The organism is Rhodopirellula sp. SH410, assembly GCF_055811895.1.
The window spans coordinates 4,065,782-4,083,005 of the sequence record NZ_CM147949.1 but is presented as its reverse complement, the minus strand read 5'-3'; the positions used below and the strand labels follow the sequence as shown (position 1 = coordinate 4,083,005).

The window sequence follows — 17,224 nt, the reverse complement described above, 5'->3', positions numbered from 1 at the left end:
GCCTGCATGAGGAACCCGAATCGTCATCAATCGCACTCTTGCCCAGGTCGTGTTTCGGTTCGCCCGAGACGCCCTCCCCAATCATCATTGGACATTCGAGTCATGCCTGACAACCGCTCCCGCCGCGATCGCACACGCTGCCACACAATCGCCATCCTGAAATCGCTGGGAATCAACGCCCTCTGCGTCTGGTCCCTCACTCAACAAGTCCACGCAACGGAACCCGACCAGGCGCCCCTCACGCCCCAAACCGACGTCGTCATTATCGTCGGCGCCCCAGGCACCCCCCAGTACGGCGAGCAGTTTGCCAAGTGGGCAGCCACCTGGCGCGAAGTCTCCGGCCAAGCCGCCGCGTCAACAACAATCATCGGCCAATCCGAGTCAACGGATTCGAACGACCGAGACCAACTGTTAGATACAATCAGAACGCTAACCGCTAATCCTCCAACGGACAAAACCGAAAACACGCTCTGGCTGATAATGATCGGCCATGGAACGTTCGCTCAAAACATGGCCAAGTTCAACCTCCGCGGCCCAGACGTTTCGGCCACAGAATTAGCGGAGTGGTTACAGGATGCGAAACGACCAGTCGTGATCGTCAACTGTGCATCCGCCAGCGGCCCGTTCATTAACCAGCTCTCGGGCAAGAACCGCGTTATCGTCACGGCGACCAAGAGCGGCACCGAGCAAAACTACGCGAGATTCGGCGAATACATCGCAGACGCGATCGCATCCCCTGACTCCGACTTGGACCACGACGACGAGGTGTCCGTTCAAGAAGCCTTCATACGGGCCAGCGCCGGGGTCCAACAATTCTACGAGGAGGCCGGCCGGATCAGCACCGAACACGCCTTGATCGACGACAACGCAGACGCTCGGGGCACCCCCGCCGCCCTGTTCCGCGGCACCCGCCCCATCGCGCAGGCAAAAGACGGCGCGACCCTCGATGGCCGAAAGGCCTCCCGCATCACCCTCACCCCTGCCAAAACTCGCCTCCCCTTCACTCCTGCCGAACTGGCCCAACGCCAAGACCTCGAAGCAAAGCTGGAGGAACTGCGACAACGACGTGGACCTGACGAATCATCCCTGAACGACGCCGACTTTGACGCCCAACTCGAACCGCTGATGCTCCAACTGGCAAAGCTCTATCAAGCAGCGGAGCAGCGTAAAATGGATGCCGATTGAGCTTGCTGGGTTGAGCGATCTGCCTATCGGAAGACGCACAATGGCCGCTTGATTCGGATCGCCGAGTACCTCGTCTGACCGTGGAAGGTACCGGGATTTGTCGCACACGCATCAACGGCCCCATTCAATTCGAGAATTTTGCGTCCGTCGTGGACGAACCCAAATGGTCGGCTAAGCAACGCGGGATCGATAACTCGCGTAGTGGATCTTGTTAAGACGGAACCGACATTAGGTGGCTTTGCTGCGGGCGACTTTTTTTGGTGGTGCAAAATTTTTTAGCTGGGGCCTCTCTGGAGGCCCTGGTTTGACTGTCGAGGAGTCGCAGGCTCTACATGAACCGTCGTCCTAGTCGCCTATTGCCCCTGTTTTTCCTAGTTAATGGCCAATTGGAGCGAATTCTTTCGCTGGCGGCGCATTGCCACCGCTCGAAGCAGATTCCAACCGGCCAGCTTCAGTAGGATCGAAAGCTTCACCGCATTGTGGCCGCGAACGCGGAGCCGACCCAAGCCCATCATTCGCTTGAGGCAACCGTTGGTCCCTTCGATACCCGACCGCCAACGGTACCTATCGCGGAACTCGTCGCTCTGCTCGTGGCGACGACGCGCGTCGGCTCGAACCGCACTGCCGGTAAATTGAATGCGGCCGGTCGGCTGCTCGGTGTCCCGATTGCGTTGAACGCGGCAGTGTGCAAGCAGCGGGCAGTGCTGGCACTTCTCGGGATCCATCTGTGCGAAAGTGTAGTCGCCTTTGGCGTTGTAGTTGGTCGACTCGGGAGCGTGACCAGCCGGGCAAGACTCCAGTTCACCGGCGCAGTTGAGCTTGAATTGGTCGTAGCCGATTTCATCAGCATCGTACTTCTTCGAGCCTGGCACCGGAGCGACCAATTCGACGCCTTCTTGCTTAGCCGACTCGACGTTGGCGTCGCCACCGTAAGCGGTATCAGCCAGCAGTTCGTCTGGCATGACATCCCGCTTTTTCAAGTCCTCCAACACCGGCGAGACCGCATCGGCGTCGTTGTCCGCAGCGGTTTCGACTTTGGCCGAAGTAATCAAGTTCGGCTCGCCGTCTTCGTTGAACGTCTCGGCGATTTGAACCTGGTATCCGGCTCCTTTGTGACCGCTGTAGGTCGCGTCGGGATCCGACGGATTGACGATCACATGGCCGCCGGTTTTCTTGCGAACTTCGACGAATTCTTCCCGAAGTTCGCACTGCTGGTTAAAGATCGTTTGCAGTTGTTTGAAGGAGTCCCAGTCGCAGATCGGTTTGGTTTCGGTTAATTCATTGAGGATTAAGCAGAGGTCTTCGGCGGCTTGCTGCAACGCAATTTTCCGCTGTTCGGTAGTGCGTGCGTCGCCAAAGATTCGGCTGTCGGATTGCTTGCGGTAGCGGGCCAAAAGCTCGTCGTCAAATCGGTCGATCAGCCTAGCCGAACCAGACTGAGCGTCGTGCTTTTCGACTTTCTTGAAGAACCGCCGCAGGGCCACGCCGATCATTTGGGCGCGTCCCAGGGTGGCCATGTCGCTGAGCACATGGGTGGAATCGAGACGCTGTTTTTTGACTTTGACTTCCATGCTTTGCAGCAGGGTGTCGGTAACGCCTGCGAAGATCTCCTCACTGATCTTCTCGTTGCTTTGCATTCGAGCGATGTAGCGTTCAATGGTTCGCTGAGTGACTTCGGTGCTTGGCTCCAAGTTCAGTGCGTACTGGATGTCGGTTCGGAACAGCAGTGCTTCGTGGGCCTGGGGGACAGTCCAACCTTGAAAGTCACGGATCCAGAGGAGCGCGATGATCGCGTGCAACTCAAAGGTTGGTCGTCCTTGATCGTCACTGAGATGCTCACCGACGAGGCCGATGGGCATCTGCTCCAAGAGCACGTCGCGAAGGAGGCCCTGCCATCCGTTGTCAATCATCTTTCGCCCCATGGGGCCGATGACGCCCTCGAACGGGTCGAAAAGTCTTTGCTGCGTAGGTAGTTCGATGGTTTTCACTGACTAACCGACCACTCGAAGAAAAAAGCTAAATCCAGACAGCAAAAGGTAACGCATCTCGCCCACGAAAGAAGCCGGTAGCATGAGACTTTTGTCGGGCGCGTCTGTTAAAGATCCATCCAGAACAGGTTTTTTAACAAAATCCACTACGGTAAACCCGTCACTTATTATTCCTGGTATCCTTGTCGAGCGCTGAGGCGAAGGAGTTTTTTCGTTCTTAATAAGTGGCCGAACGCTCCACGGTCGGAACGGTCGACCGCGGAGCGTTCGACCACCATTTCAGACAGTAATTTCCCGCTCGTTCCTTAGCCGTGTTGGTCGCCGTTTACCATGGGGTTTGATTCGTGGTTCCAACCGCATGAAGCTACTGAGGGACACAAGTTACTGAGGGACACAGCATATTTCACTCGCCGGTTATTAGCCGCGATGAATATGGGCCCGTGCAGAGGATGCGAAGCCTAGTGGAGGTGTGAGCGTCACGGGATCGAGGTCGACGAAGGGTCTGTTTGGCATTGATGTTGCAAATGGTCGGGCCGTTGGCCCTACGGCGATGGTTGGTTCCCCGAAACCAGGCCGATGGCCTGGGCAAACTGCTAGGGCTTCGCCCCGGAATGGTTGAGATCTGCAAATTACTCCCATCACATTTGATTTCTCTAGGACCACCTAGCACGCCAAGTTGGCGTCTCCGCTAAACAGAGCGTGCCGGCCTCATAGGCTTCAATGTACGTCCGCATGGCTCTTTTGTCTTCCTCTAAGCGAGCAAGATCAAGTGCCTTTCTTTGGAAATGGATCGCAGAAGGAAAATCGCCTGTTGCGGCATAGGCACATGCGATGCAACCCAAGTAGTCTTCGCTAAGCAACGCGGGATCAATAACTGGCGTAGTGGATCTTGTTAAAGATCCATCCAGACCAGGATCTTTAACAAGATCCACTACGGTAAACCCGTCACTTATTGTTCCTGGTATCCTAATATCCCCTGCCAGTTCGCTTGCTTCGGTAATAAGTTTCAATGCTTTATCACCATCGCGGTAACGACCTACGGGGCATGTTGCCAAGAACTCAGCGAGGACGGCACGTCTCTGCGGCGATTCGGGGTCGAGCGCAATTGCTCGCTCGTAGTCAGAAAGCACATTTGCGTATCTTCCTTTTCGATTCCATGCAAAACCACGACTGTTGTAAGTCTTAGCAGTATCGGTTGTGTTGGGTTCCAGGATGATAGACCTAGTGAAATCAGCGATCGCATTGCGAAATCTGCCTAGAGAAACCCACGCATTCCCTCGACTATGAAAGTCGTCTGCGGTGCCAGGACCAATCTTGATCGCGCGTTCAAAATCGGCGAGAGCCCGGCGGGGGTGGCCAAGGTCGGCCCAAGAATGCCCGCGTAATCGAAATGCCTTTACATATTGACGGTCAAGGCGAATCGCCATGTTGAAGTCGTCGATTGCTTCTTCAAAGGCTCCCTTTAACCTGCGAGAGCGGCCTCGATTGAAATAGAAATGATGAAGATCATCATCGTCGGGCGTGCGTGTGATTGCTCGGGTAAAATCGGCGATTGCCAGTTCATGCTTGCCCTTGCCGCTATACGCGAGCCCGCGATTGTTGAGGGCATCGACGCGATCCGGATCCCAACATAATGCTCTGTCAAAGTCCGCTATCGCCTTGTCGTATTGCTTCTTCTTGTTCCAAGCCCAGCCGCGCAGACTCAACGCGTGAACATCATCCGGACAGACTACGATTTTCTCCGTGCACTCCTCAATCGTCCTGTCATGTTCCTGTTCGCTCACGGCGGTCATGTTATCAATTGCGATTGAAGTGCCGATTCGTCTGTATCTTGATTGGCCGGCGAACGAATTGCGATCTATCCGCATGTCAGGCGTAGAAAAAACTCAACTTTGTCGGTTGAGCTGATCGCCTGACGTGCGAATAGATCGTGCGTTGAACTTTGTCGCCACACTGCTGGGCTCGCGTACCGAGTGATGCGGCGGTGGCGACCACAGACTCTATCTCTATCGGAAATAGATTAGTAGATCAGGGACAGGTAGTAGATTAGGGACAGGCAATGAATAGTTGCCTTCGCTCGTGGATTACGTACCATTATCGATGGAGTCACTGCTCAAAACCGTGACGCTGACGGAGGTGATGAAGATGCCCAGGCAAGCTCGTGGGGAAGTGATCAATCCGAATGAGGTTCAGATCCTCCACTGTATCGAGAGGTGCGTCCGCAAGGCGTGGCTGTGTGGGACCGATTCCGTTACGGGAGATTGTTTCGAGCACCGCAGGGGCTGGATCCGCGACCGAATGGAATTCCTCGCCTCCGTGTTCGCGATCGATTGCCTGACGTTTTCGATCATGAGCAATCACCTGCACCTCGTTTTACGAAGTCGCCCGGACGTCGTCGCGGCGTGGTCGGACGAGGAGGTCGCCCAGCGTTGGCTGCGGCTGTTCCCCGAACGTCGCAACCCTGACGGCAGCCCCGCCGTGCCGACGAGACCGGAACTGAACATGATCCTGAATCAGCCGGCGGTTCTAGCCTCGCGGCGTCAGCGATTGTCTGACGTGAGCTGGTACATGCGATGTCTCGCCGAGAATATTGCCCGCCGCAGTAACGCCGAGGACAAAGCTCGCGGCCACTTTTGGGAAGGGCGTTTTCGGGCACAGGTGCTCCTCGATGAAACGAGTTTGTTGGCGTGTGCGGCCTACGTGGATCTCAACCCGATTCGTGCCGCCATGGCGGAAACGCCTGAATCGAGCAAGTACACCGGAGCCAAGGATCGGATTGACGACTTGACTCAATGCTCCGATCGAACCCGCCGAAGCACCCATGACTGGGAACGAAGCCGCGGCCGCCAGCACAGTGGCTGGATGAGTCCGATCGAAATTGACGAGCAGAGCGATCCCGTCGGGCCGCACCTGGATCATTCGGGCAGACGAGGCAGCCTGAAAGGTTTCCTAAGTGTCTCGTTGGCCAGCTATCTGGAATTGCTCGACTGGACGGGCCGTCAACTCCGCAGTGACAAGGTCGGTGCGATCCCCGCGCACTTGCAGCCGATCCTCACACGCATCGGCTTGGATACCCTGCCTGGTGCGACGTCGTGAGGCGATTTGGGCGGGTATTCAAGCGAGCAGCGGGTAGCCCAGAACACCTCGCCGAGGAAGCCAGCCGTCGCGGTCAAGGTTGGCTCTGCGCCCGTGACAACCCACTCGGGATATCTTCGGCTTGACCGTCTTCGGAAAACCTTCCACTTTGATTCCCTCCGGGGTCGCTGCTGCGCCGATATCGGAGAATCGGATCAGAATCAGCCAGATGCTCGGTGGCGGCATTCTGCGAGGAGCGGATAGTCGCTAAATCGGCCAAAAAACAAGCCGCAGCCCGGACTGAAAAGTGGGTGGCCCTCTTTTTGTCCTCTTTTTGTCCTCTTTTTTTTCGCGTAGCGACGCGCCACGTACAGTCGGCGATCCCTCAAACGTATCGTGTCGCCGATCGCGACGCAAGCAATTCCGGACGCTGGATGTCAGCTTCGAAGAACTGTTATCGACTGGCAGGTGTCACGGCCAGCGATTGCAAATACTCTGGTGCAAAATCAGCACCATTTTTCCATGCGAGTGTATTGCCAACAATTGAGAACGACTTGAAGTACTCGATGTCCCGAAGACGCTCGAAGATGGGGCCATCTAATGAGTCGGACAGATCAATCTCAGCAGTGGTTCCGTCGTTGAAAAAAACTTGAACGCGATGGCCCGCAATATAATGAGCGTCAGCAACGTGTAAGAACATGGATCTACTCTAACGGTTCAATAGGGTTCAGTGGCATGCGTGCGAGAGCATTCTCCCAGTTTTGCGCCAGTTCATTCTGATGGAGAGTATACCAATCGAGAACGGCGGCCAACGCGCGCCTCGGGAACCTTCCATGGACGATACCGCTATGGATCTCGACGGTGATTTCGTATCCCCCATATTCCGCGTGGAAATGTGGCGGAGCATGATCACGGTAATACATCCGAATCACGATCCCGAGAAATCGGCTGACTTCTGGCATTTTAGTTAACTGACGTGCGTAGCATTAGCATCCACTCTGTCACACGAATACGGACACGAATGAGACCGTTGACCATCGTAACGACTTGTCAACCCGAGCACAAGCAATTTCGAGTGTAAGCTTCCAGGCGTTGGGCGTCGCTAGCAACGGGGCCGTCAGCGGACACTGGCGTCAGATATGACGGGCGCAGGATGTCGCGGCCTGCGGGTCAGTGCGGTCACCAGCGCCTACGAACGCCGAGGATCACTGGGAATGCGGACCAAATCGAAAGAGTTGGAATCGCGATGAAAGTTGATGACCCAAAAAATTTTAAATTGCCGAGTGAGCAGCATTCTCCGGTGCATCCGCTTGGTTCACCACCGATCTGGGCGGCAAGTCGTGTGTGTGAAACGAGCGATTCAGATTTCAGGTCGTTGGCTACGAGTCGGTGGAATTCATGTATTGACCGAGAACGGCGGCCCTGTCTTCGTCGGACCAGTGTTTGCAGCGTGGAGAGTGAACAAATTGATGGAGCAATAGAAGATAGATCTCAGTCTGAAGTTGAAGCGGCGCATCGCCAATGATACTCGCGTAGCAATGCCCAAGAGATTTCCAGGTGACGCCAGAAAACGACTTGTCAGGCGCGGTCAGTTGCTCCAGCCAACCATTGAGAAACAGTCGGAGTTTCTCTTTGTCGTCCGACATAGGGAACGAATATGGGGACAGAGCATTTCCTCAACACATCTAAGTCGATTTGGCTTGGTAGGACCTGTCTGATCTGTAAATCCGAGGGACATAGCATCTTCGCAAGAAAATAGCGAAGAGCATCAAAATCAGCTTCCCGGTCGACGGACATGTTGAAATCCTCGACGAAGTGCAGTGTCCCTCCGTGGAGATCTGTGCCCTCAGTGGAGATCCGTCTGGAAGCACCGACTCTCGGGTCGTTTTGAAGGGGACGGGCTGGCGAGGCATTGCTCTGGAACCGCAAAGCGGTGGCATGCGATAGCCCCGGACGTCAGTCCGGGGGCACAAACGCCCAGCCATTGAAATCGCGAAGCGATGGCAGGCGTTTTTCGATGATATCCGCGCAAATCGTTTGGTTTGTGAGCGACCTGCCGTCCCTTCAGGACTACGCGATCATCGTTTGCAACCGGTTCCCCGGACTCGCGTCCGGGGCTATCGCCTACCGTGACTTCGTCACTCCGACTCAATGGCACATATCCCTCAACGTAAATCCGAGGGATATAGCGTAAATCCGAGGGCGAGTTTGGGGGGGACAGAGTTTGGGGGGGGACAGAGCACTTCCTGAACGTATTCGATTCGATTTCGTTTGGTGCAAACTGCCTGATCTAGCCTGGTGTCAGGCGGGCATCCGCGCGTTTTCGTTTTCAAGTCGCCATTGATGCCGGATGGGTGTGCAAGCAGCCCACCGGGCGCGAACCTTCATCACGGGGCCAGCGCAACCACACCTTCGGAGTCACTAAAAGTCGCGACTAATCCGTGGCCGTCAGTAACTCGCGGGCTCGGCGGCGCAGATGATAACGCCGCTGCGTCCGATGACAGCGCATCGAATCGACGCACTCGGGCCGTCCCGCCACGCTGCAGAACAACTTCCCGAAATCTCGGACCACTTCACACCAGGTATCCGCATCGAGCCCCAGGCGGACCAGCACCGGTGAGAGCGTCTTCGGCGTGCAACCACTCTTGCCAGGGGCCACCTGTCTCGCCGTCCAGTCCAGCAGCTCCAGGTATCTCTCAAGCGGCATCGCCAAGAATCCCTTGTCGCTACACCGTTTGCCCGACTCGCTCGCACAGGGACCCACCGGATCGGATGCCTCGTCGATCGTTAGCGGCGACAGAAACTCATCGCCCAGCATTGTCGACCGACGACTCCGCCCGTCCCGAGTCTCCCCACCGCCACCGTCTTCTACCCGCCCCGGATTTTCCTCGGGGACCGCTTTCACCAACGCACCGATTCGTCTTTGTACCGATGTGTGATCGCTCTGCTCGATCGTCTCGCAGATCGCTGCTCGGATCGGGTTCAAGTCCACATAGGCGGCGCAGGCCAGCAGCGAGGCCTCATCGGCCAACCGGGTCGCCCGGTACCGATCTTGGAAAAACCTCCCGTTTTCCTCTTCCTCCCTATTTGCCCGCATTGCCACACGCTGGCACAGCAACCGCATCCACCAACTGAAACTACTCAAACGTTTGCGAATTTCGGCACGTCGAATAGGACACCCTGCAATCGATTTGATCTCGGGCTGCGATGGCGTCATCGGGGAACCATCCGCTTTACGGCGATGGGGACAGAGCATCAACCACCGCCGCGCCACCTCTTCATCGTTCCAAGTCGCCACCACATCGGGCCGGGATCTTAAAATCAGATGAAAATGGTTCGAAAGAATCGAGAACGCCAGCAGGTCGATCCCAAAACAGGCGGCAAATTGCTGCAAGTACTCTTCGATCCAGACCTTGCGGTGATCGAAGTTTTTCCCGGAAAACTCATCGTTTCCGAGGAGGTAGCAGCGACGGCATGTCCTTGAAATGACATGCCCGATGACCACCTCATCAGGATCAAACACTTCACTCCGCGCCAAGCGAACCATCTCACACCTCTCGAGGGAAGAGAACCGGCAAACTCATCTATTTCAGGATATGCCTCGGATTGGGGAAAGTCAAACACCTCGCCGTCATGCTCTGTCCCTCTAGGAAAGGGGAGTGAGAAATCGCGGCGACTTCGATTCGGGGGCGGAGACGGGTAGTCAGCGTACCAGTACCCAAAAGCGAGGGTCGAGTCTGCCAACGAGCCATTTCAGAAGGTTTGTCGATTGACGCACGCGTTGGGAGGTCTGTTTTTGAATATCTAAACAGACGTCTCGCGCTAGCTGATGACCGCGTCCATAAGTCTGCCGTATGTGACACTCGCTTAATTTCGCAAACTCGGGATAGCTGATGGCCATGCGAACTCCGAATTCTGTTCGTGTTTCGCCAAAATGGCGTTGAATCCCAATTTCCGCCAACTGCATGATTGTCGCTCTCTGTGTGACACGTATCCGTTCAGAATCACTGGCGAATCGCGGCGACAAAAGAATCCAAAATTTGACTCCATAGAGAACCAAGATCCCCAGCAGCAGCCCCCACGGTATGTGCTTCATGCGGAGCGGAAACCCACGTGAAACTTTCCGTGTTTCTTGCATATGCTGCTGGTGTTTGTCCTTGCCACGGGCCTTGTCTGCCAAGAATTGACTTAGCGTCTTGTCGGGTTCTGGTGGTAACTGAGTGGATTCGTCGATCTTTTCGGGGAAGGCGTCGACGATAATCCAGCCAGCCTCTTGAAGGTAGATCTCCGCCCACGCATGGGCGTCGGTTGATTGGATCAGAATCGATGATGACTTGCCGCTACGTTCCCTCGGTACCATGTATCCGGTCCCAATTCTTGCCGGAATACCAAGCGAACGCATTAAATAGACACTTGCGTGCGAAATGTGAACGCAATACCCATGCCGCTCGCCGAACAGAAACTGCGCGGCGGGATTGACTTCAGAGTTGTCGAACCTGGGGTCCTCAGAATAGGTCGTGTTCTTCTCTAACCAGCGTTTGATCGCCAGCGCTTTGAGCATTGCTGAATCCTGCAGATCATCCTCATACTCCGACGTAATTTGCTCCGCGATAATCTTCTCGGCCAACTGTTTGTACCGTGGGTCGTCTGGCGATTGGGTATAGTGCTCACGCACGGACGCATGCCATTGCGAGTCTCCGCTGTCGAAATAGGACAGTGTGGCATAGAGGTCGTAGGTCTCGTCATCTTCATCGTCTTCATCAAAGTAATTGGTAAGCACGCAGCTAGACGCACGGTAGCTTTGACGGAAGAAATTAGTATTCGGATTCGGTATCGGAGCGAAAGAAATCAGACTTGGCAGGCTGAACGGCCTCGGTTGTTCTGCGATCAAGTTGACGACCAGCGGAACGATTTGATGCATGTGTTCGGGAAGAGGAATTCCACCGATGAAGACTTCATTGTCCGAAAAGCCGCTTGGGATGTCAGTGTCGTAAGCGTCGTCAGATGCGGTCACCAGTCGTTTGCCATTGAAAAGGCTGACCGCCGTCTGGCGAAAGTACCAGATCTGCTCATACGGCTGGACATCCTCCTCCAGTAGCACGACGGCAATGGGTCGAGGTGAACTGGATTGACTAGCAACTCGAGGGAGTGGATCGTTGCTCTTGTTGTCAGGAGCGGAGTGGGACGCAGCCTTGGTATCCTCCTTCCCTGCTGCCCCTCCGCCTCCACCGGCCTCCGTCTCGGAGGAAACGGTCTCATTGGAGCCTCGCAGGTCAGATTTACCCGCAACTGTTCCCGCCCCAGTAGATGCCGGTCCCGATGACTGTGAATCGTCTATCTCACTAGAGCGGCCCCCACTCTGACTGTCCGCGGCTTCGCCTCCATCCGCGGCTTCGCCTCCATCCGCGGCTACGCCTCCGTCCAAGGATACGGAGCCTCCGCTGGATACAGCGTGAGAAGTGAGCTCAAACGTGAGATTCTGCAGGAACTTGCCACCCATCCAAAGCAGGCATAGGAACAACAGAAGGGGCGTGATGATGGATGCTGCAGCATGTAACCGATCGGTTCGCCGCATACTGGCGATCAGCCCAATCGATAGCGCAAACAAACCCAGCAAAGCAAATAGCTGCGGTAGCTCGTAGCCCTGTATGCCAACCCAGTCTGCGAAAAAACGCGGGTTGCCCCAATTGTAGTTCCGATGACCAGCAAATCGCAGACCGATCGCCGTGATCATTGCAACGCCGTCGAGCATTGAAAAAACACGTGTACTGTGGCTGACTGCTCGAAGAAACAGCACCGTTCCCGCGCCGATCGTCGCCAAAGTCATTGTTTGCAACACCACAAGAGTCGCCGAGATACCGATTACGGTTGGCACAATCCACCCGCGTCCGAGCCATTGGGGCAAAAAGAGTCCGAACAGAATCAGCGAGATACCGGTTGCGACAGGAACAGAATTGCGTAGCTTCTGATCGACATGCCAGCGAAACAAAAATACCCCCGAAAACGCTCCCAACCCACCGGCAATGACTCCGGCGGCATTCGCGATCGCCGAACACAGCACCATCGCAGACAATCCGTAGCCGAATGCCATTAGAAGCGGATGTAGACGCTCACCGGAATTTTCGGGTGTCGCCTTGGTGGCGTCTTGAATCGAACGCGAACGAGCACCCATCATTGCAGCACACTCTCTAAAGCTACCGTGGAGAGTGCGCGCCCTGAACGTCGATGGATAATGCGGGTCGTGATGCCCGCGGCGGAAAGGCGATCAACTACAGTGCGGACTCCTTCCAGCTCAATCGCACCACTGGCGCCACGCCGAAACGCCCAATCCGGTAGGAATCGACTCCGCCACGGGGCAGTCAATTGATCGACGCCGATGATCGCATCAATTTGTAGCTGGGAAGCCGCTTTTCCTGCCAGAACATTATCGATCCACACGCCTGGTTGGCTGGGCAAGAATGCGATGCAGTGCTTGATGACGTTGTCTTTTACTTCCGATGCGATTCCAGAGATAATCCGACCACCCTCGTCGCGTACATCCGCCGACTGGATAATCTGCTTAATCGCCTCTGACAAACAATCCGTCGCCGTCGCTGAGCCGTCCGCTTGGAACAATATTTCCTCGCCAGCCTGAGTCAGTTCCGCAACGAGCGTTCGTGCGATACCTGCCGAAGCTTCGTCTCCAGGTCCTGAAACGAAACATGCGACTGTTTGCGACAGGCATGCGATCGATTTTTCCGGTTGCCGGACCAGTAACTGCCGCGTTCTTGCATAGTGTTTCCACAGTACCAATTTCAGTGGATCACCTGGCCGGTAATGACGCATTTCGATTAAGTCACCGTGGGGCTTGCCACTTGGGTGAACCAATTCGTCGCCCTGCTGGTCACGACGTACCTGAACAAACCTGCAGCTCGTCGCAGGAAACGGCTCGATGCGAACATTCTGCGGGGACGTCTTGTTAAATCCAACGCGGCACAGTCCGAAAACATCTCCGACCTCGAACTTCCGAACCACCTCGCTGCGCTGCACTCGCTGATTCGGTCGGATCATCTCGTGTAAGCCGCCACGGTCGCGTTCCAAAGTGACGTTGACGCCTTCGCAATTTAGCCAACGGATGTCCACCACAATGCAGGGGATTCGAGCGAGCGTAGGCAGGATCAGACCCGTTGCACACTGAACAGTCTCCATCGCGTCAATATTTCCGGGGATTTGCAGGTGGATGAATCTGAGCCACATGCCCGCACTCAAAACCGCCAGTGCCAACATGAAAATCAGAAACAGTCCGCCGATGCAGGCAGCCAGCAACACAATGTCGTGTTTTGGGAATGCTACATACCGCAGCGCAAGCCATGCCATTGGGATCAACACCGCGCCGCGCGGCGTGAGCGGAATCCAGTGAATGCACGACAAGAGAATTGATTTCACTCGATTCATCATCTCCGCCCTTGCGGAACGTAAACAGACGCGATGGCTTCTAAGGAACAAGCGGAAAATCAGTGGCCAAACGCTCCGCGGTCGGAACGGTCGACCGCGGAGCGTTCGGCCAGAATATCAGACAGTCATTTTCCGCTCGTTCCTAACTTGAGCAGCATTTTCTCAATGTAACATGATTGCGGCATGCGCGTTGATCGCACGCATACGCTAGAATACCACGAACCCAATTCGGAATTTGCGCTTCCCAGAAGCGCGAGTAAATATTTCGTTCAGTGTTGTTTCTTCTTCATGTTGCGATGTGCCTCATCTAGAAGACTGGATTAAGCAAGGTGCAAGCGGTGAAGTCACTTTCGGATGTCTATGAAGTCTATCGAACGCTAAAGATGTCCTGTGAAGCGGAGGTTCAGGGACGGTCGGATGTCATTGATCTTATTCTGATCGCTTTGTTTGCCGACGGGCATGTGCTCTTGGAGGATCACCCTGGATCTGGAAAAACCACGCTCGCAAAAGCGCTTGGCCGGTGCATCCATCGCGCACCTGACGCTGACGAACGATTTGCTGCCTTCCGCCGCATTCAATTCACGCCCGATCTACTGCCTTCTGACGTAACGGGAACGACAGTTTTTGATCCGAACCGAAATGCTCTGACGTATCAGCCAGGGCCAGTCTTTGCGAATATCGTCCTAGCAGATGAAATCAATCGCACCAGCCCGAAGGTGCAAGCGTCTATGTTGGAGGCGATGGCTGAAAAGCAGGTGACGGTCGACAATTTAACGCACCCTTTGGAGGATACATTCTTAGTCATCGCGACTCAGAATCCGCTGGACCAAGCGGGCACCTATCCGCTTCCCAAAGCCCAGTTAGATCGCTTCATGTTTAAGGTGCGTATGACATTCTTGTCGCGAGAACACGAGCTGGAAGTGTTGGCGATGAAGTATCCGCAATGTCGGTTCGATGAGCCCGCTGAGTCTGCGTTCAACTCGGAAAAACATTGCGGCGGTTCCATCGTCATTCACCCTGAAACGATCTCACGAGCACGTGATATCGTGAAACGTGATATCAAAATTGATCGATCGATTACCGAGTCGCTAGTTGAGATTGCCAGTAGGTTGCGAAGCGATTCGCGGGTTTCTCTGGGGATTTCTACGCGAGCTCTGGTTGTTGCGATCCCCGCCCTCCAGGCTCGAGCGATGATGCGTGGGCGCGACTTCGTATCCCCCGATGACCTTAAAGCACTTGCAATACCACTATTCAGTCATCGTTTGGAATTGCAGCCAGGCATGGCAAGCGGTGACGAAATTGTCGAAGACGTCATGCTGCCTGTCATCGAAACTCTTTGCCGCCAATCGATAAAATGAAACGGCCCACCCGATCGAATGCCGCGAAAACAATGCCAAGATTGGTAGCTGCGGTAATGTTGATAGTCACCTTTTTTCTTGGCTGCCACAGCAATATCGATCAATATCCTGAGTGCCCGTTCGAGCATGTCGTCGATGGATTCCCGGAAATCATCCCACTTGCCGAAGAGCCCTTGGCGGACGACGCAGAGCAATACGATGCGTACTGGGAGCGTTGGGACAACACATTTGAAATATCGATGAACGAAACCATCATGGCTGACAGGCCGCAGGTCGAGAAAGATCTTTTCTCTGCGATCAACGATGGGCAATACGCTCTGGCGCGAAAACTGTCTGAGCAAATCCTTCGAAAAGATTCAGAATCCATGATCGGGCTTTACTCGATGGCGCATGTCGAAGCTTTCGCCGAAGGCGATTTGCCCTACGCGTTGAACTCGATTCGTCGAATGAGACAACAAGCCGAAGCGATGGGAGAAGCCAATCCTCGAGATCCAATCGGACAGGAATGGTATGTCCGCGCACTGTCAACCGAATGGGATATTTTGAATGCGATGGACCGATCCGAAGAGGTCATTTTGGTGGCGGATCGCATCGAAAGTGTTTTCGCACCGGTTCCTTGGCTGAAGTCGTTTGCGTTGATAAAGCTCGAGCGGTTCGACGAGGCAACTGCTGAGATTGCGAAGTACAAGGGATCGGGGAAGTTCGAAGTCAACGCTCACAATTCACTGATGGTGATCGAGGACAAGAAAAAGAGTCGTCAGTCGAGCCTGGAGGCAGCACGAGCGATGTGCGAACAGTTTCCACAGCAACAAGTCTTGCAATACAATTTGGGTTTGGCATCGATCAACAATGCTAAGTTTGGAGAAGCGGAGCAAGCATTTCTTGCTGCGGCGAAAGCAACCGATGGATTAAGCAACTCGACGCCGTATGCTCCACTGGCAGCACTGCTGGTCCAGCAGGGGCGTTTTTCCGAGGCACTCGATGCGATGAAAAAGGCTCAGGTCGATCGTGGTGAGCGAGAACCCTACACTCTGCAAGACGATGAAGCGAATACGAATTTAGCGATTGCTTCGGTTCTTCTCGCCCACAATCGCTCAGACCTAGCTATTCGGTTTGCACGTCGCGCCACGGACTCACCCGACCGCCCCGCGTCGACAAGCAATGACCTCCGTGATCTGCGAGTTTCTGACGCACTGATTCTCTGGACCATTCAAAAATATGAGCGAGAAGAATTGCAGGAGCAACTGTCGGTCGGCTCGAAACCCACCGCTAGCACGATGGCGGAAATCGCGTTGCTTCAAACATCAATGTGGGCGACGAAGCAAAAATTTACGAGCGAGCTGAGTCGCGATCGTGTCATTGATCTTGTGAGTCCCTACACGCCAGGTTCCCCCGGCATCGAGACACAGATGCAATCATGGCACCGATTCATGTTGCTTGACCTGGTTCCGCTAGGCGTCTTAGAAGTGGCGTTGACCGAGGCTGCGAAGGTCGAAAAGCAGCCGTGGATTCCCGCCTACCTCAATGCGATTCATGCGGCCGTCCGGCTACGCAAGGGCGACGACACCGAAGCATTGCGACTCGCCAACGAATCGCTTCATGATTTGCCGCCCCGCGCCGAAAAGGTGTTTCGAGCCTTCGTGTCAGCAATCGCCGGGAAGTCGGCTTGGGAACTAGGCAAATATCGACAGGCCATCGGCTTCTGGAGTGCAACGATGCGTGATTTTCCGCAAGCGTTTCGCCTCCTGGACATTCAGATTCCGATTCGATTGACCCATCAAGGCTCAGACTTTGAGCAAGAAATTGTCTCGACATTAGCATCCTCACGTCGTTTTTTTGAGCATGGACGAGGCTGTATCGTCAATCTTCGTCCGTTTGATTCACAACAGCTATTAATCGAAATGTTTCGTAATGATCAGTCACACCACATGGAGTTGATTGTCCAAATTGCGAGCGACGACGGATTCGCCGAAGTAGTCGTCGAAGACTTTCATCAAAAGTTCTTTCAGCCACTCGTTGAATTGACTCAGTCGGACCTTGGGTCGCTCGACGGATCACCGATCGCCGCTCGGATGCGGCGTGAAGTCGACCAACTGTTTTCCGATCTTGTTGAGGGTGAGGATCCGCCTGAGGAATCCGCATCCAAACCAGCAAGCCAACGGAACTAAACGGGACGAAGTTGAT

Annotated in this window: 12 protein-coding genes; 4 read left to right on the top strand and 8 right to left on the bottom strand. The window is 54.9% G+C overall.

Annotation, left to right across the window (positions count from 1 at the left end; all coding sequences use genetic code 11):
• Positions 1–102: 102 nt before the first annotated feature.
• Complete coding sequence (locus tag SH410x_RS14785; protein ID WP_473668334.1) at positions 103–1,185, top strand: hypothetical protein; 1,083 nt, start codon at positions 103–105, stop codon at positions 1,183–1,185.
• Positions 1,186–1,556: 371 nt separating this feature from the next.
• Here the strand turns inward: SH410x_RS14785 and SH410x_RS14780 are convergent, their stop codons facing one another.
• Both SH410x_RS14780 and SH410x_RS14775 read right to left on the bottom strand, forming a co-directional pair.
• On the bottom strand, positions 1,557–3,173 hold the full coding sequence (locus SH410x_RS14780) for a transposase (RefSeq protein ID WP_473668332.1): 1,617 nt from the start codon (positions 3,171–3,173) through the stop codon (positions 1,557–1,559).
• Positions 3,174–3,826: 653 nt separating this feature from the next.
• Positions 3,827–4,957 carry a tetratricopeptide repeat protein gene (locus tag SH410x_RS14775; RefSeq protein ID WP_473668330.1) on the bottom strand — a complete coding sequence of 377 codons (1,131 nt, stop codon included), beginning with the start codon at positions 4,955–4,957 and terminating at the stop codon, positions 3,827–3,829.
• Positions 4,958–5,273: 316 nt separating this feature from the next.
• On the opposite strand from SH410x_RS14775, the gene SH410x_RS14770 reads away from it, so the two are divergent.
• Positions 5,274–6,269: a transposase gene (locus SH410x_RS14770; RefSeq protein ID WP_473668328.1), complete on the top strand. Its 996-nt coding sequence runs from the start codon at positions 5,274–5,276 to the stop codon at positions 6,267–6,269.
• A gap of 433 nt (positions 6,270–6,702) precedes the next feature.
• On the opposite strand, the gene SH410x_RS14765 is transcribed toward SH410x_RS14770, so the two are convergent.
• The 6 genes from SH410x_RS14765 to SH410x_RS14740 all read right to left on the bottom strand — a co-directional run bounded on the left by SH410x_RS14765 (position 6,703) and on the right by SH410x_RS14740 (position 13,673).
• Complete coding sequence (locus SH410x_RS14765; RefSeq protein ID WP_473668326.1) at positions 6,703–6,948, bottom strand: DUF2442 domain-containing protein; 246 nt, start codon at positions 6,946–6,948, stop codon at positions 6,703–6,705.
• Positions 6,949–6,952: 4 nt separating this feature from the next.
• Positions 6,953–7,210 (bottom strand): DUF4160 domain-containing protein, encoded by a 258-nt coding sequence (locus SH410x_RS14760; RefSeq protein ID WP_473668324.1) that lies wholly within the window; start codon positions 7,208–7,210, stop codon positions 6,953–6,955.
• Positions 7,211–7,627: 417 nt separating this feature from the next.
• A complete protein-coding gene (locus SH410x_RS14755; protein ID WP_473668322.1) occupies positions 7,628–7,894 on the bottom strand; it encodes a hypothetical protein in 267 nt (88 codons plus the stop codon).
• 788 nt (positions 7,895–8,682) lie between these two features.
• Complete coding sequence (locus SH410x_RS14750; protein WP_473668320.1) at positions 8,683–9,795, bottom strand: transposase; 1,113 nt, start codon at positions 9,793–9,795, stop codon at positions 8,683–8,685.
• A gap of 156 nt (positions 9,796–9,951) precedes the next feature.
• Complete coding sequence (locus tag SH410x_RS14745) at positions 9,952–12,423, bottom strand: transglutaminase domain-containing protein (RefSeq protein ID WP_473668318.1); 2,472 nt, start codon at positions 12,421–12,423, stop codon at positions 9,952–9,954.
• On the bottom strand, positions 12,420–13,673 hold the full coding sequence (locus SH410x_RS14740) for a DUF58 domain-containing protein (RefSeq protein WP_473668316.1): 1,254 nt from the start codon (positions 13,671–13,673) through the stop codon (positions 12,420–12,422). The genes SH410x_RS14745 and SH410x_RS14740 overlap by 4 nt, the downstream gene beginning before the upstream one ends.
• 347 nt (positions 13,674–14,020) lie before the next feature.
• Here SH410x_RS14740 and SH410x_RS14735 point away from each other — a divergent pair, with 347 nt between their 5' ends.
• Together SH410x_RS14735 and SH410x_RS14730 are read left to right on the top strand one after the other, a co-directional pair.
• Positions 14,021–15,040 carry an AAA family ATPase gene (locus SH410x_RS14735; protein WP_473668314.1) on the top strand — a complete coding sequence of 340 codons (1,020 nt, stop codon included), beginning with the start codon at positions 14,021–14,023 and terminating at the stop codon, positions 15,038–15,040.
• Between the two features lie 56 nt (positions 15,041–15,096).
• Positions 15,097–17,208 carry a tetratricopeptide repeat protein gene (locus SH410x_RS14730; RefSeq protein WP_473677222.1) on the top strand — a complete coding sequence of 704 codons (2,112 nt, stop codon included), beginning with the start codon at positions 15,097–15,099 and terminating at the stop codon, positions 17,206–17,208.
• The last annotated feature ends 16 nt before the right edge of the window (positions 17,209–17,224 follow it).